This window comes from Aurantimonas sp. DM33-3 (assembly GCF_014334315.1).
Taxonomy (GTDB): domain Bacteria; phylum Pseudomonadota; class Alphaproteobacteria; order Rhizobiales; family Rhizobiaceae; genus Aurantimonas; species Aurantimonas coralicida.
Window position 1 is genome coordinate 219,838 of the sequence record NZ_JACSGS010000004.1, and the last position, 18,783, is coordinate 238,620.

Genomic DNA, 18,783 nt, shown 5'->3' on the forward strand with positions numbered 1-18,783 from the left:
ACGCGCCAGATGGCGAAATGGTCTCCCGATCCGTAGCTTTATTTCGCACCGGCAAAAAGCGCCGCAACGACACGATCCGCAGTTTAAACGGCCGGCCTGTCACGACGCCGCCCTCCGGCCTTCGCGCCCGCCACGCCGCCGCCCGCCGGCTCCGGCAGCAGGAGCAGCGGCCGCAGCGGATGCGCCGCCTGCCGGCGCCACGTCGCGATAGTGGCGGATCCACTCGCCGCAGGAGGGATCGTTGCCCATCAGCACGTTGGCTGCGCGCACCGCCTCCATCTCCTGGGGGCGGCAGGGGTTCATGATGGCCGAGGTCATGCCGGCGGCAATCGCCATGGGCAGGAAGGCGGCGTTGACGGCGTGACGGTGGGGCAGGCCGAAGGAGATGTTCGACGCACCGCAGGTGGTGTTCACGCCGAGCTCCTCGCGCAGCCGGCGGACCAGCGCGAAGACCTGCCGGCCGGCGGTGCCCATCGCGCCGATCGGCATGACCAGCGGATCGACGACGATGTCGGCGGCGCTGATGCCGTAATCGGCGGCATGGCGAACGATGCGCCTCGCCACCTCGAAGCGCACATCCGGGTCCTCTGAGATGCCGGTCTCGTCGTTGGAGATGGCAACGACCGGCACGTCGTATTTCTTGATCAGCGGCAGGATCGCCTCGAGCTTTTCCACCTCGCCGGTGACCGAATTGACCAGCGGCCGTCCCTTGGCGACGGCCAGCGCGGCGCTCAGCGCCGGGGAGACGGAGGAATCGATCGAGATCGGCAGGTCGGTGAGGCTCTGGACGAGGCGGATGGTCTCGACCAGCAGCGGCGGTTCGGAGATGTTCGGGTCGACGGCGGTGACGCCGGCATTGACGTCGAGCATGGTGGCGCCGGCGGCGACCTGGGCGAGGACATCGCGCGTCACCGTCTCGAAATTGCCTGCGACCATCTCGGCGGCGAGGATCTTGCGGCCGGTCGGATTTATGCGTTCGCCGATGACGCAGAAGGGCTGGTCGAAGCCGATCACGACCTCGCGGCTGGCGGATGCGACGATGGTGCGGGTCATGGCCGAACTCCGGTCGGTGAAGGCGTCGCGCGCTACGTGGCGTCAGGCGTGCTGGCGGGCGCCCGCCGCCGTCTGGATCGCCGTCGCGTCCATCCAGGAGCCGCGGCCGTAGAGCCATTGCGCCGAGGCCGCGAGCCCGCCGAAGGGAAAGACGTGAAGCTGCCTGACCGGGGTATCTGGCGTCTCGGCCCAGTGGCGCTCGATCGGCCCGGCGACGGATTCGGGCGAATGGGAGGTGGCGAGCGCGGTGAGGGCGCTCGGCCGTTTCTTCAGGACGGACACGGAATTGCCGATGCCGCAGAGGGCCGCGAAGCGGATCAGCGTCGCGATCTTCGCGGGGCCGGCGACGCCGAGATGGATCGGCAGGTCGATGCCCGCCGCGCGGACGGACTCCGCCCAGTTCAGATAGACCGCCGCGTCGAAGCCGAACTGCGTGACGATCCGCAGCCTTGCATCGCTGCGCCGGGCGAAATCGCGTTTCAGCCGCAGCGCTTCCGAGGCGGTGGCGGCGGAAAAGTCCGGCGTGCCCTCCGGGTGGCCGGCGACCCCGATGTCGCGAAAGCCGTGGCGGTCGAGGATGCCCGTCGAGAGGACCTCCATGGTCGAGCTGTAGGGCCCGGCCGGTCGCGTCAGCCCGCCGCCGATTACCAGCACGTCGCTGGCGCCGCCTTCCTCGGCATAGGCCTGGACGCGGTCGCGCAATTCGGCATGGCTGCGCATGCGGCGCGCCGGAATGTGCGGCACCGGTTCGTAGCCGAGGTCGCGGACCCGCCGGACGGCGCGGACGAAATCCTTCACCGCATCGACGCCGACATCGCAGAGATAGGTCTTCGTGCCAGGCGGAAAGAGCCCCGGCAGGTCGCGCGATTCCAGCGCCTGGCGCGGGGCGATCTCGATGGAGGCGGGCATGGCCGTGCGGCCGGCATGCATGTCGTATCCGATCGGCTTCATGGTTCGCGCCCCTCGTTCGCGACGAGCGCCTTGAGACGGTCGCCGTCGTAGCTCTGTTCGATATCGCGGGTCAGCCGTTCGGCTTCGGCTTCGAGGTCGCTCACCTCGGCCGGAGACGAGCCCCGCCGCCATTCGGCGAGATAGGCGTCGCTGTCCTTCGCGCCGACGCGCATGGCGCAGCGGTCGATGGCCTCGATGAAGCGGGGAGGAAGTTCGCGGCGGGCGGATTTGCGACCCTGCCGCACCACGATCTGGGCGGGAATGTCACGCCAGTAGACGATCTGCAGTTCTGCCATCCGCCACCTCCGATGACCCCACTGTGGTCCGGTGGAAACGGTGCGGATATGCCGGGCGCGACGGGCCGCGATGCCGTTTGCGACATCGGGCGCGCGGGGCGCGGGGCGCGGGGACAGGCGTCCTGATGCGGCCCGGCCACGGCGGCCGGCGCGGCGTGGAGCGGCTAGAACAGCCCCATCACGGCCAGGGCCGCGGCGCCGTAGACGCTGAGAAGGAAGATCGTCGAGGCGATGCCGACGAGGATCGAGGCGATCAGCCAGAGACCGTCGCGCGCCGTGATGGCGATGCCGGCGATGGCGACGGAGACGCCCGGAAACATGTTGGTCAGCGGAAACGGAATGGCGATCAGGATCGACATGACGAAGCAGAACCAGCCGATGCCCGACAGCAGCAGCCATTCGGGCTCGGGCCAGTAGCGATGCCGGGCGAGACGCTCGATCCGGCGGAGCATCGGTCCGATGCGGGTGACGACGCGCGCCAGCATCTCGGAGGTGATCCGGATCTTGCGGATGCGCTCGGGCAGCCACAGCCGATGCCGGCCGACCGCCAGCTGCAGCGTGAACAGCACCAGCGGCAGGCCAAGAAAGATCGAGGCGCCGGGCGGCAGCGGCACCAGGTTCAGGCCGCCGAACAGGATGAAGAAGGCGCCGAAGGAGCGGGTGTCGAAAGCCTGGGAGAGCTCGCCGATCGTCGCGCCGGCGCGGTTGCGGTGGGACAGGCCGCGCAGGATCGCCGAAATCCGCTTCTGCCGCTTGGCACCACGCCGCCGGAGCGATTGTCGGAGGCTGGAGAAGACGGCAGGTGACACGGAGGACGCTCTGGGAACGGGGACTTCGGAAAAGCTCATGATGCGGCCTGTTCCGTCGCGTGTGAGGAACGGTCCGCGAACGACGCTGCCGCCTGACCGGGCTTCGTCGATCCACTGTGCCCTTGAAGGCGTTAAATCGGGGTTTTCCCTGTAAAGATCAAGACGTGATCCCCGCGGGCCCTGCGAAGGTCGCAGGGGCCATGATCGTGCCGCCCGCCGTCCGCGGGGGCGAACCGCGCAAACGGGCCGGCGGCAGGGGACTCAGGCGGGCGCGTGTTCCGGCACGGGCGCGGCGGCCGCGATGATGGCGTCGCTCAGATCGCCGTAGCCGACGAAACGGCGCTCGTAGCCGAGCCCCAGTTTCGCCGCGATCTGACGTCCGCGCCGGTCGAGATCCGGGGCGTCGGTCTGGGCGAGATAGACGACGCGTTCGTAGTGGCCGAAGAGCATGCCGATCAGTTCGGGATGACGGTCGAGCTTCATCGGCCGGGTGACGAAGGCGTCGAACTGGCGGGCGAGAAAGTCGGTCAGCCAGAAGGTCGTCATCTGCGCCTCCGCATCGGCGGCAAAGCGATCATTGCCGGCAAAGAACGCGTAGCAGTGCGGTCCGGCAATGCGGTCGACGCCGTGTCGCTGGCAGACCGCGTCGAGGAGGCCGCCGGTGCCGCAATCGGCATAGGCGATGAAAATCCGCCCGGCGCCGTCTGCGCGGGCCGCGATGATGGCGGCCTCGACGGCCGGCGCGATCTTCTGCGGCGCGTTATGCAGGTCTGCCGGCAGGCAAGTGACTGTGACATGGGCCAGCCCGTTGGCCGACAGGACGGCCAGAACCTCGCGGGCGATGGCGCCGCAGGCGATGACCGTCAGCGTTTCGGGGGCGGGCGGAGCCGACCTCGACACGCCGTCATGCGGCAGGGGATTCATTGCCCGGTGACCTGACATTCACCACGCCTGTCAAAAACCGGCGCGTGGTGGGAACCAGCGGGGCACTGCACCGTTTTTCGGTCACATTTGCCAACCGGAGACCCCACAATGACCAAGCGCATCGCCATCGTGTCCACTCTTCTCGCCGGAGCCCTGGCGCTTTCGGCCTGCGCCAACACCGTGCGCGGCGTCGGTCGCGACGTGGGCAACACGGTGGATGCCACCGGCGCCGCTGTGAACGACGTCGCCCGGTAAACGCGCGCGTCAGCAGTTCGAAAAGGCGTGGTGACCGACGGTCGCCGCGCCTTTTGCGTATCCGGGGCCCGGCGTGCGGCCGGACGGGCGGGCAGGGCCGGCGTCACAGTTGGTTGTGCCGCCGTTCCATCAGGTTCCGGGCGGTCTCCACCGTGACTGCAGCGTCGCGGCAATAGGCGTCGGCGCCGACCTGGTTGGCGAAATCCTCGTTCAGCGGCGCGCCGCCGACCAGGACGATGACGTCGTCGCGAATGCCCTTCTGGACGAGCGTGTCGATGACGACCTTCATGTAGGGCATGGTCGTCGTCAGCAGCGCCGACATGCCGAGGAATTCCGGCTGGTGGTCCTCGATCGCCGCGAGATATTTGTCGACGTCGATATTGATGCCGAGATCGACGATCTCGAAGCCGGCGCCTTCCATCATCATGCCGACGAGATTCTTGCCGATGTCGTGGATGTCGCCCTTCACCGTGCCGATGACCATCTTGCCCTGCTTCGGCGCGCCGGTCTCGGCGAGCAGCGGCCGCAGGATGGCCATGCCGGCCTTCATTGCATTGGCCGACAGAAGCACCTCGGGCACGAACAGGATGCCGTCGCGAAAATCCTCGCCGACGATCTGCATGCCGCCGACCAGCGCCTTGGTCAGGACGTCATAGGGCGTCCATCCGCGTTCGAGGAGGATCTGCGTTCCCTCCTCGATCTCCTCGCGCAGTCCGTCATAGAGGTCGTCCTTCATCTGGGCGACGAGATCGTCGTCCGACAGTTCGGCCAGAATGATGTCGTCGGCATCGGCCATGGCGCATTCCTTGTGGCGGGAGGAACCCGGAACTGCCCCGAACGCGACTTTCAGCGACTGCGCCGCCTCGTCCGTCCGCAGCCTTCACTCTAGGGCAGCCGCAGCCGCGCAATCTCTTTGCTGCGACATCCGCCATTGCGAAAGCGACGTGCGCGCCGCCGCGCGACGCAGGCCGAAGCGCCCGCCAGGGGCCGGCCGATGCGGGCCGGCGCCGTCATTGTTCTCGGCGCGTCACCGGCCTTCGCAGGTAAGACGGCAGCGGCCGGCGCTGCTCCTAGTATCGGGGCAGATCGAACGCCCGTGCGGCTTGAGCCCGCGCGGGCTGCCGCTTTGGCCGGAGACCTGACGATGAGCGACGAAACCGGACATCTGAGCGAGACGCCGCGCACCGAAGGCGGCCGGCGCGGCCGCGGCACCGGCGGCGGGGCGACGGCCCGGCGCGCGGCCCGCGTCCAGAGCGCTTCCGGGACGAAGCTGAGCTACATCCGCCGCAACGTGCCGGAATACGAGCTCCTCGACGAGGCGGGACTCGCCATCATCGAGGCGAATGCCGACACCATCCTCGAAGAGATCGGCATCGAGTTCCGCGACGACGCCGAGGCGCTGGAGATGTGGAAGGCGGCCGGGGCCGGGGTCTCGGGCGAGCGCGTCCGGTTTCCCAAGGGCCTGTGCCGCGAGCTTCTGAAGACGGCGCCGCGGACCTTCGTCCAGCATGCGCGCAACCCGGAGAACTCGGTCGAGATCGGCGGCAAGGCGACGGTCTTCGCGCCGGTCTACGGCCCGCCCTTCGTCCGCGATCTCGACGGCGTGCGGCGCTATGCGACCATCGAGGATTTCCGCAATATCGTGAAGCTGGCCTATCTGGCGCCGTCGCTGCACCATTCCGGCGGCACCGTCTGCGAGCCCGTCGACATCCCGGTCAACAAGCGGCATCTCGACATGCTGCTGGCCCACATGACCCTGTCGGACAAGCCGTTCATGGGCTCGGTGACGGCGCCGGAGCGAGCCCGCGACACGGTGGAGATGTGCCGCATCCTGTTCGGCGAGAAGTTCGTCGACGAGAATTGCGTGGTCATCAACCTGATCAACGCCAATTCGCCGATGACCTTCGACGGCACCATGCTGGGCGCGCTGAAGGTCTATGCCCGCGCCAACCAGGCCTGCATCGTCACGCCCTTCATCCTCGCCGGCGCGATGAGCCCGGTCACGGTCGCCGGCACGCTGGCGCAGGTTTTGGCCGAGGCGCTGGCCGGGGCCGCCTTCACCCAGCTCTGCCGGCCGGGCGCGCCGGTGGTCTTCGGCACCTTCGCCTCGTCGATCTCCATGCAGTCCGGGGCGCCGACCTTCGGCACGCCCGAGCCGGCGCTGGTGTCCTACGGCGCGGCCCAGCTGGCGCGCCGGCTCGGCCTGCCGTTCCGCACCGGCGGGTCGCTCTGTGCCTCCAAGGTGCCCGACGCCCAGGCCGCCTATGAGAGCGCCAACACGCTGAACTCCACCATGCTGGCGGGCACCAATTTCGTCCTGCATGCGGCCGGCTGGCTGGAGGGCGGGCTGGCCGTCTGCTTCGAGAAATTCGTGATGGATTGCGACCAGCTTGGCATGATGCAGGCCTTCTCGCGCGGCGTCGATCTGTCGGAGAACGGGCAGGCCATGTCGGCGATCCGCGAGGTCGGTCCGGGCAGCCACTTCCTCGGCTGCCAGCACACCCAGGACAATTTCCAGACGGCGTTCTACCGCTCGGCCATCGCCGACAACAATTCCTTCGAGCAATGGTCGGCGGAAGGCGCGTTGCGGGCCGAGAACCGCGCCGGGCAGCTCTGCCGGCGCTGGCTGGAATCCTACGAGGCGCCGGCGCTCGATCCCGCCATCGCCGAGGCGCTGACGGCGTTCGTTGCCAAGCGCAAGGCCGCCGAGGCCGACGCCTTCGCCTGAAAGGGAGAGGCGGACCCGGCCGCCCAGCCCGAAACCACGTCGGCGGCGAGGATCGCCCGGACGATCCACCGCGCGGTCTGGCGCGGCCACGACGAAAGCTGACGGCTAAGTTACGCCGAACGCGCCGGCCGCCCGGCCGCCGGCTGCGCGGCCAGGCGCTCTCCCCACCGCTCGCGGCGTCCCGGAAAATGACGCAAAGACATCTGCCGCGTTTTGTCGTTATATTTGCGCCACCCGTTCGAGGAGAGAACGATGGGCGCGATCTTCCGGTATCTGATGGCACGGCCGATCTACTTTGCCATCACGGTGGCGCTGGCGCTGGCGCTTCTGCCGGTGGCGGTCTGGATGGATATGCGCCATCTCTCCGACACGGCGCTGAACGCCCAGGCGAACAGCCTGAATTCCATGATCACCGATATCCGCAGCTATTATGCGCGCAATGTCGTCGGCCGGGTGCTGGCCAATCCCGAGGGCCGGACCATCGCCGCCCATAATTATCTGGAAGTGCCCGGCGCGATCCCGATCCCGGCCACCCTGTCGCTGGAGCTGGGCGAGGTGATCGGTCGGCGCGGCGAGAATATCCGCTACCGCTTCGCCTCCGATCTGGTCTTCGCCAAGCGCGCGCCGCACGTCCTCGACGCCTTCGAGCGCGATGCGCTGCAGACCTTCCGAACCAACGGCGCCGACCATCCGCTGATCACGCAGGTCAACGGTTCGCTGCTCGATCGCAATATCCGGCTGGCGGCGCCGGTGGTCATGGGGGAGGCCTGCGTCGCCTGCCACAACGCCCATCCCGAGAGCCCGAAGCGGGACTGGCAGGTCGGCGACATCCGCGGCATCCAGGAGGTGGAGATCGAGCAGCCGATCGCCGCCAATCTCCTCTCCTTCAAGTATCTCCTCGCCTATTTCGTCGGTGCCGGCCTGTTCGGCGTCTGCTTTGCCGCGCTGCAATGGCGCCAGGCCCGCACCTTCGGGCGCATGAACACCGAACTGGAAGAGGCCAATTCCTTCCTAGCCTCGGTCTCCATGAAGATTTCCAAATATCTGTCGCCGCAGGTCTATCGCAGCATCTTCAGCGGCGAGCGCGACGTCACCATCTCGACCGAGCGCAAGAAGCTGACGATCTTCTTCTCCGACATCAAGGATTTCACCGTCACCTCCGAGCGGCTGCAGCCGGAGGAACTGACCCAGCTTCTGAACGAGTATTTCACCGAGATGTCGAAGATCGCGCAGGAGCACGGCGCCACGGTCGACAAATTCATTGGCGACGCGATCCTCGCCTTCTTCGGCGATCCCGAAACGATGGGCCCGCGCGAGGATGCCAAGGCGTGCCTCGCCATGGCGATCGCCATGCAGCGGCGGATGGTCGAGCTCAACGCCGAATGGCGTCGCCGCGGCATCGAGAAGCCGTTCCAGGCCCGGATGGGCATCAATACCGGCTTCTGCAATGTCGGCAATTTCGGCAGCGCCGACCGCATGGATTACACGATCATCGGGGCCGAGGCGAACCTCGCCGCCCGGCTTGAGCAGATCGCCGAGCCCGGCGGCATCGTGATGAGCTACGAGACCTATGCCCATGTGGAGGACGACGTGCGGGCCCGGCCGCTGGCGCCGATCTCGCTGAAGGGGATCAGCCGCGAGGTGATCCCCTATGTGGTCGAGGGCATCCACGACGAGGCTACGGACGCGGCGCCCGGCGTGATCAATGAATATGCCGAGGGCGCCCGCATCTTCCTCGATCTCGAACGGCTGACCGAGGTCGAGCGGGACCGCCTGCACGCCGTCCTGACCGACGCCGTGGAAGCGCTGAAGCGACGCCGGCCGCTGACATCCTGACCGGAGCGCTGCCCCAGCGGCATTGCACGCCTTCGGATCGCGTCGAAAGCCCAGGATTATCTTCGGCGGTGGAGGCGCATCCGGCGGCCGGGCGCGTGACCGCGGCCGGAGCCCAGCCCTCTGGAAACACGAAGGATTTCCCGCCTTTCGAGACCGGGTGACGGTGGCTGCGCCGTGCGCTGCGGCCTTCGGCGGTAACACGCATGGCGCGAAAAGCGTTTGCCATCACCGGAATTGAACCTACCATAACCAATATTGATGGTTTGGCTCAGATCGTCTTGCTGCCCGACCGACCGATAGAGGGGTGATCGCCCATGGCGACCGAGATCTTTGTCGTTGCCTATGACGGGCATGATCGCAGCGTCGTCGACTACGCGGTGGTGCGGGCCAAGGCGAGCGGGGCGGCCCTCCACATCGTCCACGTCCTGCAATGGTCGCCCTACAGCTTCCTGACCGCCGAGGAACTCGACGAGCGCAAGATGCGCCGGCGCCAGGAGCTCGAACGCGCCAGGACCACGCTGCTCGATCCGCTCGTCGCCGAGATTTCGGCCGAAGGGGTCACCGTCGATTGCGAAATCCGCTTCGGCGCACCGACCGAGATCATCCTCGCGGTTGCCGAGCATCAGAAGGCGGCGATGATCTTCGTCGGGCGCACGGGCAGGGGCCCGGTCCAGAACAAGATCTTCGGCAGCGTCACCCTGGGACTGGCGCAGGTTGCCCGCATCCCGACCGTGATCGTGCCATGAGCCGCCTTGCATCCGCCGCACGGAATTTCGATCCAGACAGAGGTTGCGTCATGCCGAAGACCGCCGCTCTCCTGCCGCTGGCGGGCGCCAGCCTTCTCCTGACCGGGCCCGCCGCAGCGCAGGACGCCGAGCCGGGCTTTTCCATCGATGCGACCCTTTCGGCGATCATGGAGCCGGTCACGACCCCCTTCGTGAGCTTCATCTTCGCGCCGCTGCCGGGCACCGAACTGCCCTGGATCGTCCTGTGGCTGATCACGGCGGCGGCGATCTTCACGGTCTATTTCGGCTTCGTGCAGTTCCGTCTGGTCGGCCATGCCATCCAGCTCGTGCGCGGCCAGTACACCTCGCCGGATGCGGCGGGTGAGGTCACCCATTTCCAGGCGCTGGCGACGGCGGTCTCGGGCACGGTCGGCCTCGGCAATATCGCCGGCGTCGCCGTCGCGGTCTCGATCGGCGGCCCGGGCGCAACCTTCTGGATGATCCTCGCCGGTCTTCTCGGCATGGCCTCGAAATTCACCGAATGCACCCTCGGCGTGAAATACCGCGAGGAATACCCCGACGGGCGCGTCTCCGGCGGACCGATGCATTATCTGCGCAAGGGCATGGCGGAACTCGGCTACGCCAAGCTCGGCCGGTTCCTTGCCGTGCTCTTCGCGATCTTTTGCGTCTTCGCCTCCTGGGGCGGCGGCAACATGTTCCAGGCCAACCAGGCCCATGCGCAGCTGGTCGTCATCACCGGCGGCGAGGAGAGCTTCCTGAACGGCCGTGGCTGGATCACCGGCGTCGTCATGGCGATCATCGTCTTCATGGTCATCGTCGGCGGCATCAAGTCGATCGCACGCGTCACCGAGAAGCTGGTGCCGTTCATGGGACTGCTCTATCTGGGCGCCGCTCTGGTGATCATCGGCGTCGAATACGACCGGATCGGCTGGGCGGTCGGCCAGATCTTCGCCGGCGCCTTCACCGGGCTGGGGGTCGCCGGCGGCATTGTCGGCGCGCTGATCCAGGGCCTGCGCCGTGCGACCTTCTCCAACGAGGCCGGCATCGGCTCGGCGGCGATCGCCCATGCGGCGGTGCAGACCGACCATCCGGTTACCGAGGGTTTCGTGTCGATGCTGGAGCCGTTCATCGACACCGTGGTGATCTGCACGGCGACGGCGCTGGTGATCACCATCAGCGGCGTCATGCAGCAGGACCCGGCGACCGGCCTGTATGTCTGGGATCAGGGCCTCGGCCAGATCGCCACGGAAGGCTCGCTCAGCGGCGTCGAACTGACCTCGGCGGCCTTCGGCACGGCGATCCCGTGGTTCCCCTACGTGCTGGGGCTCGCCGTGGTGCTCTTCGCCTTCTCGACCATGATCTCCTGGTCCTATTACGGGCTGAAGGCGTGGCTGTTCCTGTTCGGCGATTCCAAGACCTCGGACCTGTTCTTCAAGGTCCTGTTCTGCCTGTTCGTCGTTCTCGGCGCCTCCGTCAGCCTCGGCGCAGTGCTAGACTTCTCCGACGCCTCGCTGTTCGCCATGGGCATCGCCAACATCATCGGCCTGTACTTCCTGATGCCGGTGGTGAAGCGGGAGATGACCGGCTATCTCGCCAAGCTGCGGGCCGGCAAGATCCCGCGCTACCACTGACCGGAAAAGCGCGAAGCCGGCTCAGTCCCGGCTTCGCCGGCGGCCCGTGCGCGGCGCCGTTTCGCCGACGGCCGACGCCGCCTTGTTGACCAGCGGGCCGACGGCCTCGACGATTTCGGCGATGCTCGGCCGCTGACGGCGGACATGGGTATCGATGGCGTGGCGCATGGCGCCGAGATGATGCGGCGAGGTTCCGCAGCAACCGCCGATGATCCGGGCGCCCGCATCGATCGCCAGCCGGGCGTAATCGGCCATCTGCTCGGGCGTGCCGGAATAGACCGTGCCGCCGTCGACGAAGCGCGGAATGCCGCAATTGGCCTTCACGACCAGGGCGGAGTCCGGCGAACCCGTTTCCAGCTCCAGAGCCGTCGCCAGCATGTCCGACGCGCCGACGCCGCAATTCGCGCCGACCGCGACGGGGCGCGGCGACAGGCCGTCGACCGCCTTGTGGAAGTCGCAGGGGTGAATGCCCATCATGGTCCGGCCGGCGCTGTCGAAGGAGCCGGTGACGACATAGGGCATGTTGCAGGCGAGCGCCGCCTCGGCCGCCGCGCGCACCTCTTCGGCCGCCGACATGGTCTCGATCCACACCACGTCGACGCCGCCTTCCTTGAGGCCGGCGATCTGCTCGCGGAAGGCCTCGACGGTTTCGGCATAGGAAAGGGCGCCCAGCGGCTGCAGCAGCTCGCCGGTCGGGCCGACCGATCCGCCGACCACGACGGGACGACCTGCCGCATCGGCCACCGCCCGCGCCAGTTCGGCGGCGATCCGGTTGAGCGCGTGGGTACGGCCTTCGGCCTGGTGCAGCTTCAGCCGGTGGCGATTGGCGCCGAAGGAGCAGCTCAGGATGATGTCGGCGCCGTTGTCGACGAAGGCCTGGTGCAGCGCCGTGATCCGGTCGGGATGGCTCTCCAGCCACATCTCCGGCGCTTCGCCGGCCTCCAGCCCCACCTCGAACAGATTGGTCCCGGTGGCCCCGTCCGCGAGGAGGACGCCCTTCGCGTCCAGGAGCTGGGTCAGCGAATGCGGCATCGGGTGGCCTCCGGTTCGAGCGGCGTCGCGGCGACGCCTGATGATGATGTGACGGCGGCACGGGTCCTCGCGACGTGCGGCCCGTGTGCGTCTGGCGGATGATGCCGGCCCCGCGGCGGCTGCGATCTTCCGAACGCGTCATCGCGCAGTCAGCCCGCGGCAAGCGGCGCACGCAGCGGAAGACGCGGGGGGCCTGAGACACAATGTCTTGGGGACAAGTCGGATTGTGCGGTGCAACCGCCACAATCGGCGGCCAAGAGGGAACCCACGCACCGGACGGCAGATGGCCTTCCGTAGCGGCAAACGGGGTTGCCGCAAAGTTCCGGCAAGGTTCTGTTAATAATTTGACCATGGCGATTCGCGCGGCAGCGCGCGAGGGGAATCGCCGCAGAGGGACGAAGCAGGGGGATTTTGCATGTTCGAGCGATTGCCGAAGCGACTGGACGAGGTCGACATCGTCACCGCCGCCATTCGCGCGCTCGCCCGTGAGGGCTACGACCGCGCCCGGATCGAGCAGGCGCTGATCCGCCAGGCGCCGGTCGATCTCGACCTTCTGGCCGAATGCTGCGAGCGCATCTTCGGCGGGGCTGGCGCCTCCGCGCTGCCGGATCGCATCGCCGCCTGATTGCCGCGGCGGCGCGGCCGTCGCCGATCGCACGAAACCCGCGACGTGGGGGCGTCGCGGGCCGGATGAGATCGCTGCGGCGACCGGCGACGCCCTGCGCCGCCGGCCATCCTTGCAGGATTACAGTTCGCTGGCGTCCAGCGCGTCTTTCAGGACCGGCGTGACCATGGCCGCCATCAGGCCGCGCATGGTCAGGGTGCCCATCGGCATGCCGGTTCCGTTGACCACATGCGCCTTGGTGACGCCGTCGCCGGTCATGCGGCGCGCAGCCTCCTCCAGGATCGTGCCCCGCTGGATCGGCACGCTTTCCGGCGCCGGCGCCTCGCCGGGCGCGATCGGCTCCATCACCGTCTCGACCTGAATCACCCGGCCACGGTTCACCTCGCGCACGAAGGACGAGATGTAGTCGTCGGCCGGGCGCAGCACGATGTCCTGCGCGGTGCCCTGCTGGACGATCTCGCCGGCCCGCAGGATGGCGATCTGCTCGCCGAGCCGCAGCGCCTCGTCGAGATCGTGGGTGATGAACACGATGGTCTTGTGCAGTTCGGTCTGCAGATCCAGGAGCACGCTCTGCATGTCCGTGCGGATCAGCGGATCGAGCGCCGAGAAGGCCTCGTCCATCAACAGGATGTCGGCGTCCGTCGCCAGCGCCCGCGCCAGGCCGACGCGCTGCTGCATGCCGCCGGAGAGCTGGGCCGGATAATTGTCCTCGTAGCCCTTCAGCCCGACGCGCTCGATCCAGCGCATCGCGCCGTCGCGCTGCTCCTTGCGCGACTTGCCCATCACCTCCAGCCCGTAGGCGACGTTGTCGATGACGGTCTTGTGGGGCAGGAGGCCGAAGCGCTGGAAGACCATCGAGATCTTGTGGCGCCGGAAATCGCGCAGGCGCGTGTCCGTCATGGCGAGGACATCTTCGTCGTCGATCAGGATCTCGCCGGCGGACGGTTCGATCAGCCGGTTGATGTGGCGGATCAGGGTGGACTTGCCCGAGCCCGAGAGCCCCATCACCACCTGGATGCCGGAGGCCGGGATGTCGATGTTGATGTCCTTCAGCCCGAGCACGTGGCTGTGCTCGGCGAGGAGCTCGGTCTTCGACATGCCCTGGCGTACGAGATCCACCATCGCTTTGTCTTCGGGGCCGAAGATCTTGTAAAGCTTGCGGATCTTGATGGCGATCTCATCAGCCATGGGCGGCCTCCCGGTGACGCTGCAGGCGCTTGCCGTAGGCCTGGCTGGAGCGGTCGAAGATGATGGCGATGGCGACGATCGCCAGGCCATTCAGGACGCCCTGCGTGAAATACTGATTGGTGATGGCCTGCAGCACCGGCTGGCCGAGGCCGCGCACGCCGATCAGCGAGGCGACGACGACCATGGCGAGGGCCATCATGATGGTCTGGTTGATGCCGGCCATGATGGTCGGCAGGGCGAGCGGCAGCTGCACCTGTGTCAGCTTCTGCCAGCCCGAGGAGCCGAAGGCGTTGGCGGCCTCCAGCACTTCCTTGTCGACCAGCCGGATGCCGAGATTGGTCAGCCGGATGATCGGCGGCATGGCGTAGATCACCACCACCAGCAGACCCGGAATGAGGCCGATGCCGAGCAGCATGACGATCGGGATGAGATAGACGAAGGACGGCATCGTCTGCATCACGTCGAGGATCGGATTGATGACCGCCTGCACCTTGTTGGAGCGCGACATGATGATGCCGATCGGCATGCCGATGATGATCGACATCAGCGTGCAGACGACGATGATCGACAGGGTTCGCATGGTGTCTTCCCACATGCCGAACACGCCGATGAGGATCAGGGCCACGAAGGTGCCGACGGTGATCGCCTTCGACCGGCTGGCCAGCCAGACGATGCCGACGATGACCAGCAGGATGATCCACCACGGGGTCTGGATCAGAAGCCGTTCGAACCACAGGAGGAACTCGAGCAACGGGCGGAAGATCGCTTCGATCGTGTCGCCATAGGCGCGCGAGAACGAGCGGTAGTACTGGTCGATCGTGCGCGACATCAAGCGCAGGTCTCGCCCCGCCAGTTGTGGAAATTCGGCCAACCAATCCACAGTCGAGGTCTCCTTGGCATGTTTTCTGGATCATGGGGCCCGGGGCGGGCCTGCGGTCGCACGGCCGGCGATGGACCCGCGAGGGGGCCGTGGTGCCGGTCGCAACCGTGGGGCAGGGCGCGTCGGCCGGGATCGGCCGTCAAGCGCCCGCCAAGCGCATTGCCCGGAACCGGGCAGGGGCGAGAATGACCTGCCGGTGGTGTGACCACCGGCAGGCCCGTCGTCATCGTGTCAGCCGGCCCGGATCAGAGCGCCGACTTGATCTTCTCGGCCGCGTCCTCGGAGACCCAGCCGGTCCACAGGTCCGGGTTGTTCTCGAGGAAGTAGTAGGCGGTGTCCTCGCCGGTCGCCTGCTGCTCTTCCTTCCAGGCGAGGAGCTTGTTGACCGTGTCGTTGCCCCAGGCGCGGGTGTTCAGATACTCGGCCACCTCGGGCGACTGTTCCTGCACCTTCGGCGTCAGGACGGTGAAGACCTCGGACTTGGTCCAGGCGTTGATCTTCGGCTCGGCGCAATCGACCTGGGTCGTGCACTCGGCCCATTCCTTGGGATCGTGCTCGGCGTCGAAGGGCAGCTTCTTCATCGGGTACTTGCCGAGAATGGCGGTCGGCGCCCAGTAATAGCCGAGCCACGGCTCCTTGTTCTCGTAGGCCTTGGCGATCGAGCCGTCGAGCCCGGCGGCCGAGCCGGTGTCGATCAGGGTGAAGCCCTTCTCCTCGCCGTCATAGGCCTTGAACAGGTTCGCCGTGGTGATCTGGCAGCCCCAGCCGGCCGGGCAGTTGTAGACGGCGCCCTTGGACGGATCCTCGTTCGCCGGGAACAGCTCGGGATGCTCCAGCGCGTCGCCGACGGTCTTGATCTCGGGATGGGCCTCGGCGAAGTAGGTCGGGACCCACCAGCCTTCCTCGCCGCCGTCCGACAGGACCTCGGCGCCGAAGGCGATGGTGCCTTCCTCGGCGGCCTTGTCGATCTGGTCGCGGAACTGGTTGACCCACATCTCGGGCGCGACGTCCGGCTCCTGCTTCTCGGTCATCGAGGCGAAGGTCGGCATGGTGTCGCCCGGCAGGAGGCGCACGGTGCAGCCATAGCCCTCTTCGAGGATGATTTTGTCGATCGCCGCCAGAACCTCTGCCGACGCCCAGTTCATGTTCGACACGCTCAGTTCACAGTTCTCCTGCGCCGAGGCGGTGGCGCTGAACCCGAACAGGGCCGCTGCGAGACAGGTTGAGGCGAGAAGAAATTTCATGCGTAATCCTTACTTCTTTGTGCGAGGCGAGTATCGTACGCAGGAATGGCGACGCGAACACGGGGTGATTGTGCCCATGTCTCCCGCATACGGCTCGTTGCTGCCGGACGGCAGGCATCTCTTTGAACGTTCTTGGAGAGGCTAGCCTGCTAACGGCCGGAATCCAACCTGTTTTCTCAAATATGGCGCTCTTGGGGCAGGCGGGCAGGGCTGCGCGCGGCAAAATTCACGGCCTGTTCGGCCGCTGCAGACGGGCGTCCGGCGGGCTGGCAGCGACAGGCCGCCGCGGGGATTTGAGAAGGGCGGGAAATTGCGCCGCCACGGCGGCAGGTCCCCGCGAATGCGGCGACGCCTCTATGCGGTCGCCGACGGACGCACCGCGCTGTCGTCGGACGGCCCGTGGCGGAACCGCGCCAGCGCTTCGCTGGCCACCCGTTCGGCCGGCATCGGCTTGCCGAAATAGAAGCCCTGGAGCTGGTCGCAGCCCAGGCTCTTGAGCAGGTCGACCTGCTCGCGGGTCTCGATGCCCTCGGCGGTGACCTTCATGTTCATGTGGTGGGCCATCGAGACGATGGTGTCGAGAATCTGCGGCACGCTGGGCTCGCCATTCTCGTAGGCCACCATGAAGGACTGGTCGATCTTCAGCTTGTCGAACGGGAAGCGCCAGAGATAGCCGAGCGAGGAATAGCCGGTGCCGAAATCGTCCATGTCGATGGAGATGCCGAGGGCCTTGAGCTCGCGCAGCTGGGCGAGGATCTCGTCGGAGCGCTCCAGGACCAGCGACTCGACCACCTCGATCTCGAGGCGGCTGCCGTCGACGCCGGCCTTGTCGAGGGCCGACTTGACGATCGAGACGAGGTCGCCGTCGCCGAACTGCACCGGACTCAGATTGACCGAGACGAAGAGATGCTCCGGCCACAGCGCGATCTGGCGGACGGCCTCGCCGATCACCCAGGTGCCGATGGTCTTGATGTAGCCGCGCGCCTCGGCGATCGGGATGAAGACCGCCGGCGAGATCTGGTTGCCCTCTTCGTCGCGCATGCGGATCAGCGCCTCGAATCCGAGCAGCCGCGATCCGTCGCCATTGACGATCGGCTGGTAGAACAGCTCGAAGCTCTGGTTCTCCAGAGCCCGACGCACCAGACCTTCGATATGCCGGCGATGATGCATCGCCTCGTCCATGGACGGTTCGAAATAGATCAGGTTGCGGGATTTGTCGGTCTTGTGCTGCAGATGCGCGAGCTCGGCATGCTTGACCAGTTCCGAATGGGTGCGTCCGTCCTGGGGCGCGAGCGCGCAGCCGATGGAGACGCTCGGGGTCACCGTGGTGCCCTCGATCTCGACCGGCTCTGTCACCGCGTCGACGATCCGCTTGCAAAGCGCCGCGACATCTTCCTGCGAGGCGACGCGGCGCTGCAGGACGGCGAAATCGTCGGCGCCGAGGCGGGCCAGCAGGTCGTTGCGGTCAACGACGCCGATCAGGCGGTCGGCGACCACGCGCAGGAGTTCGTCGCCGGCGGCCTGGCCCAGCCGGTCGTTGATCTCGGACATCTCGTCGATGTCGATATACAGATAGGCCATGCGCTCGCGGGTGGCGCGCACGGTGGCCAGTACCCGGTCGCTCTCCTCCTGCATGCGATGCCGGTTGAGCAGCTTGGTCAGGGCGTCGTGATTGGCCAGGAAGATGATGCGCTCGTCGGCCTCGGCGATCTTGCGCTTGCGGCGGATATAGAGAAGCAGCGGCACCGCGGTGGCGAAGAAGATCAGCACCAGCAACAGGGCGGAGGCGTTCGCCAGCGTCGTTTTGAACGCGCTGCGGTTGGCGACCATGTTGCCGACCATCGAGACATAGCCGATCGTCTGGTCGTTCCGGATCAGCGGCATGATCACCGTCGGATTGGTGAAGCCGTCATCCTCGACGACCTGCCAGTCGCCCTCGCGCGCCAGGACGCTCTCGGACAGCCGGTCGCCCGACTGCATGCCGCCCGGACGGTCGCGCAGCAGCCATTCATAGCGGTCGGAGCGCGTGCGATAGACCTCTTCGCCGTTGCGATCGAAGATCGCGAAACTCTCGATATTGGCGAGGTCGGCCAGCCGGCGGATGTCGGTTTCGGCGTCGGGGTCGCGGGACAGGCCGGTGAGGAAGGCATCGACATTGCCGCCGGGCTGGGTGAGGAGCCGGGCGAAGTTCTCGCCCTTGGTCCGCATCTCGGTCTCGACGAGACCGCCGACGGTGGCGCCACCGATGGACAGCGCGCCGAACACGACGACGCCGGCGATCGCCAGCCCGCCGAGAACAGTCAGTCCATTCCTGTAAAAAAACTTGAGCACCATCGCCCATTCCGCGCCGATTTCGCTGCGACCGTATGTCCAAGACGTAAAGATTTATCGAACATTGGCCGAGGGGCTGATCGGTGGCGTCGGCAGAAGAGACGCGAAGCCGTCTTGATGGCGTGCAAACCCTTACCCAGCGGGAAGCGGAGGAGGGGGCGCAGTTGCCGGAATATCGCGTCCCCAGACCGTGTTAATCTGTTCACGTTTTTGGCAGTTGACCGCGCGGCAAAATTGAAACTAGGTTTTTCTGC

General features: G+C 66.9%; 17 protein-coding genes. 6 read left to right on the forward strand and 11 right to left on the reverse strand.

The annotated features are described in order from the left end of the window. Window positions 1-99: 99 nt before the first annotated feature. The 5 genes from H9Q09_RS08015 to H9Q09_RS08035 all read right to left on the reverse strand — a co-directional run bounded on the left by H9Q09_RS08015 (window position 100) and on the right by H9Q09_RS08035 (window position 4,033). Window positions 100-1,053 carry a methyltetrahydrofolate cobalamin methyltransferase gene (locus H9Q09_RS08015; protein WP_187390591.1) on the reverse strand — a complete coding sequence of 318 codons (954 nt, stop codon included), beginning with the start codon at window positions 1,051-1,053 and terminating at the stop codon, window positions 100-102. Between the two features lie 42 nt (window positions 1,054-1,095). Continuing rightward, complete coding sequence (locus tag H9Q09_RS08020; RefSeq protein ID WP_187390592.1) at window positions 1,096-2,004, reverse strand: methylenetetrahydrofolate reductase; 909 nt, start codon at window positions 2,002-2,004, stop codon at window positions 1,096-1,098. Then, window positions 2,001-2,300 (reverse strand): virulence factor, encoded by a 300-nt coding sequence (locus tag H9Q09_RS08025; RefSeq protein ID WP_187390593.1) that lies wholly within the window; start codon window positions 2,298-2,300, stop codon window positions 2,001-2,003. Before H9Q09_RS08025 ends, H9Q09_RS08020 begins: the two co-directional genes overlap by 4 nt. A 164-nt stretch (window positions 2,301-2,464) precedes the next feature. Next, a complete protein-coding gene (locus tag H9Q09_RS08030) occupies window positions 2,465-3,109 on the reverse strand; it encodes an exopolysaccharide biosynthesis protein (protein ID WP_187390594.1) in 645 nt (214 codons plus the stop codon). 261 nt (window positions 3,110-3,370) lie between these two features. Beyond that, window positions 3,371-4,033 (reverse strand): DUF1638 domain-containing protein, encoded by a 663-nt coding sequence (locus H9Q09_RS08035; protein WP_187390595.1) that lies wholly within the window; start codon window positions 4,031-4,033, stop codon window positions 3,371-3,373. Between the two features lie 108 nt (window positions 4,034-4,141). On the opposite strand from H9Q09_RS08035, the gene H9Q09_RS08040 reads away from it, so the two are divergent. Next, window positions 4,142-4,288: a hypothetical protein gene (locus H9Q09_RS08040; protein ID WP_169513634.1), complete on the forward strand. Its 147-nt coding sequence runs from the start codon at window positions 4,142-4,144 to the stop codon at window positions 4,286-4,288. Window positions 4,289-4,391: 103 nt separating this feature from the next. Here H9Q09_RS08040 and H9Q09_RS08045 read toward each other — a convergent pair whose 3' ends face one another. After that, the gene (locus H9Q09_RS08045) at window positions 4,392-5,084 is read right to left on the reverse strand and encodes a B12-binding domain-containing protein (RefSeq protein WP_187390596.1); all 693 of its coding nucleotides are present in this window, start codon (window positions 5,082-5,084) and stop codon (window positions 4,392-4,394) included. Between the two features lie 348 nt (window positions 5,085-5,432). On the opposite strand from H9Q09_RS08045, the gene H9Q09_RS08050 reads away from it, so the two are divergent. From H9Q09_RS08050 to H9Q09_RS08065, 4 genes are all read left to right on the forward strand, one after another. Continuing rightward, entirely contained in the window at window positions 5,433-7,016 is a 1,584-nt protein-coding gene (locus tag H9Q09_RS08050) for a trimethylamine methyltransferase family protein (RefSeq protein WP_187390597.1), read from the forward strand. Between the two features lie 276 nt (window positions 7,017-7,292). Then, entirely contained in the window at window positions 7,293-8,852 is a 1,560-nt protein-coding gene (locus tag H9Q09_RS08055) for an adenylate/guanylate cyclase domain-containing protein (protein ID WP_230785384.1), read from the forward strand. 314 nt (window positions 8,853-9,166) lie between these two features. Beyond that, complete coding sequence (locus tag H9Q09_RS08060; protein WP_024351360.1) at window positions 9,167-9,598, forward strand: universal stress protein; 432 nt, start codon at window positions 9,167-9,169, stop codon at window positions 9,596-9,598. A gap of 50 nt (window positions 9,599-9,648) precedes the next feature. Beyond that, window positions 9,649-11,229: an alanine/glycine:cation symporter family protein gene (locus H9Q09_RS08065; RefSeq protein WP_187390599.1), complete on the forward strand. Its 1,581-nt coding sequence runs from the start codon at window positions 9,649-9,651 to the stop codon at window positions 11,227-11,229. Window positions 11,230-11,250: 21 nt separating this feature from the next. On the opposite strand, the gene bmt is transcribed toward H9Q09_RS08065, so the two are convergent. Beyond that, complete coding sequence (gene bmt, locus H9Q09_RS08070; protein WP_187390600.1) at window positions 11,251-12,261, reverse strand: betaine--homocysteine S-methyltransferase; 1,011 nt, start codon at window positions 12,259-12,261, stop codon at window positions 11,251-11,253. A 415-nt stretch (window positions 12,262-12,676) separates the two neighbouring features. On the opposite strand from bmt, the gene H9Q09_RS08075 reads away from it, so the two are divergent. Further along, on the forward strand, window positions 12,677-12,886 hold the full coding sequence (locus tag H9Q09_RS08075; RefSeq protein ID WP_187390601.1) for a hypothetical protein: 210 nt from the start codon (window positions 12,677-12,679) through the stop codon (window positions 12,884-12,886). A 120-nt stretch (window positions 12,887-13,006) separates the two neighbouring features. On the opposite strand, the gene H9Q09_RS08080 is transcribed toward H9Q09_RS08075, so the two are convergent. The 4 genes from H9Q09_RS08080 to H9Q09_RS08095 all read right to left on the reverse strand — a co-directional run bounded on the left by H9Q09_RS08080 (window position 13,007) and on the right by H9Q09_RS08095 (window position 18,532). Further along, complete coding sequence (locus tag H9Q09_RS08080) at window positions 13,007-14,074, reverse strand: glycine betaine/L-proline ABC transporter ATP-binding protein (protein ID WP_187390602.1); 1,068 nt, start codon at window positions 14,072-14,074, stop codon at window positions 13,007-13,009. Then, a complete protein-coding gene (locus H9Q09_RS08085) occupies window positions 14,067-14,954 on the reverse strand; it encodes a proline/glycine betaine ABC transporter permease (protein ID WP_187390603.1) in 888 nt (295 codons plus the stop codon). Before H9Q09_RS08085 ends, H9Q09_RS08080 begins: the two co-directional genes overlap by 8 nt. A 245-nt stretch (window positions 14,955-15,199) precedes the next feature. Continuing rightward, window positions 15,200-16,198, reverse strand: coding sequence for an ABC transporter substrate-binding protein (locus tag H9Q09_RS08090; RefSeq protein WP_024351355.1), 999 nt, complete (start codon window positions 16,196-16,198; stop codon window positions 15,200-15,202). Window positions 16,199-16,552: 354 nt separating this feature from the next. Next, window positions 16,553-18,532, reverse strand: a complete 1,980-nt coding sequence (locus H9Q09_RS08095; RefSeq protein WP_246716053.1) for a bifunctional diguanylate cyclase/phosphodiesterase — start codon at window positions 18,530-18,532, stop codon at window positions 16,553-16,555. Window positions 18,533-18,783 lie beyond the last annotated feature (251 nt).

Bases quoted from the DNA above. Each gene is read 5' to 3' on its own strand.
- H9Q09_RS08015 (WP_187390591.1), bottom strand. From the start codon at position 1,053: ATGACCCGCACCATCGTCGCATCCGCCAGCCGCGAGGTCGTGATCGGC.
- H9Q09_RS08050 (WP_187390597.1), top strand. From the start codon at position 5,433: ATGAGCGACGAAACCGGACATCTGAGCGAGACGCCGCGCACCGAAGGC.
- H9Q09_RS08020 (WP_187390592.1), bottom strand. From the start codon at position 2,004: ATGAAGCCGATCGGATACGACATGCATGCCGGCCGCACGGCCATGCCC.
- H9Q09_RS08045 (WP_187390596.1), bottom strand. From the start codon at position 5,084: ATGGCCGATGCCGACGACATCATTCTGGCCGAACTGTCGGACGACGAT.
- bmt (WP_187390600.1), bottom strand. From the start codon at position 12,261: ATGCCGCATTCGCTGACCCAGCTCCTGGACGCGAAGGGCGTCCTCCTC.
- H9Q09_RS08040 (WP_169513634.1), top strand. From the start codon at position 4,142: ATGACCAAGCGCATCGCCATCGTGTCCACTCTTCTCGCCGGAGCCCTG.
- H9Q09_RS08060 (WP_024351360.1), top strand. From the start codon at position 9,167: ATGGCGACCGAGATCTTTGTCGTTGCCTATGACGGGCATGATCGCAGC.
- H9Q09_RS08090 (WP_024351355.1), bottom strand. From the start codon at position 16,198: ATGAAATTTCTTCTCGCCTCAACCTGTCTCGCAGCGGCCCTGTTCGGG.
- H9Q09_RS08065 (WP_187390599.1), top strand. From the start codon at position 9,649: ATGCCGAAGACCGCCGCTCTCCTGCCGCTGGCGGGCGCCAGCCTTCTC.
- H9Q09_RS08055 (WP_230785384.1), top strand. From the start codon at position 7,293: ATGGCACGGCCGATCTACTTTGCCATCACGGTGGCGCTGGCGCTGGCG.
- H9Q09_RS08095 (WP_246716053.1), bottom strand. From the start codon at position 18,532: ATGGTGCTCAAGTTTTTTTACAGGAATGGACTGACTGTTCTCGGCGGG.
- H9Q09_RS08025 (WP_187390593.1), bottom strand. From the start codon at position 2,300: ATGGCAGAACTGCAGATCGTCTACTGGCGTGACATTCCCGCCCAGATC.
- H9Q09_RS08075 (WP_187390601.1), top strand. From the start codon at position 12,677: ATGTTCGAGCGATTGCCGAAGCGACTGGACGAGGTCGACATCGTCACC.
- H9Q09_RS08035 (WP_187390595.1), bottom strand. From the start codon at position 4,033: ATGAATCCCCTGCCGCATGACGGCGTGTCGAGGTCGGCTCCGCCCGCC.
- H9Q09_RS08080 (WP_187390602.1), bottom strand. From the start codon at position 14,074: ATGGCTGATGAGATCGCCATCAAGATCCGCAAGCTTTACAAGATCTTC.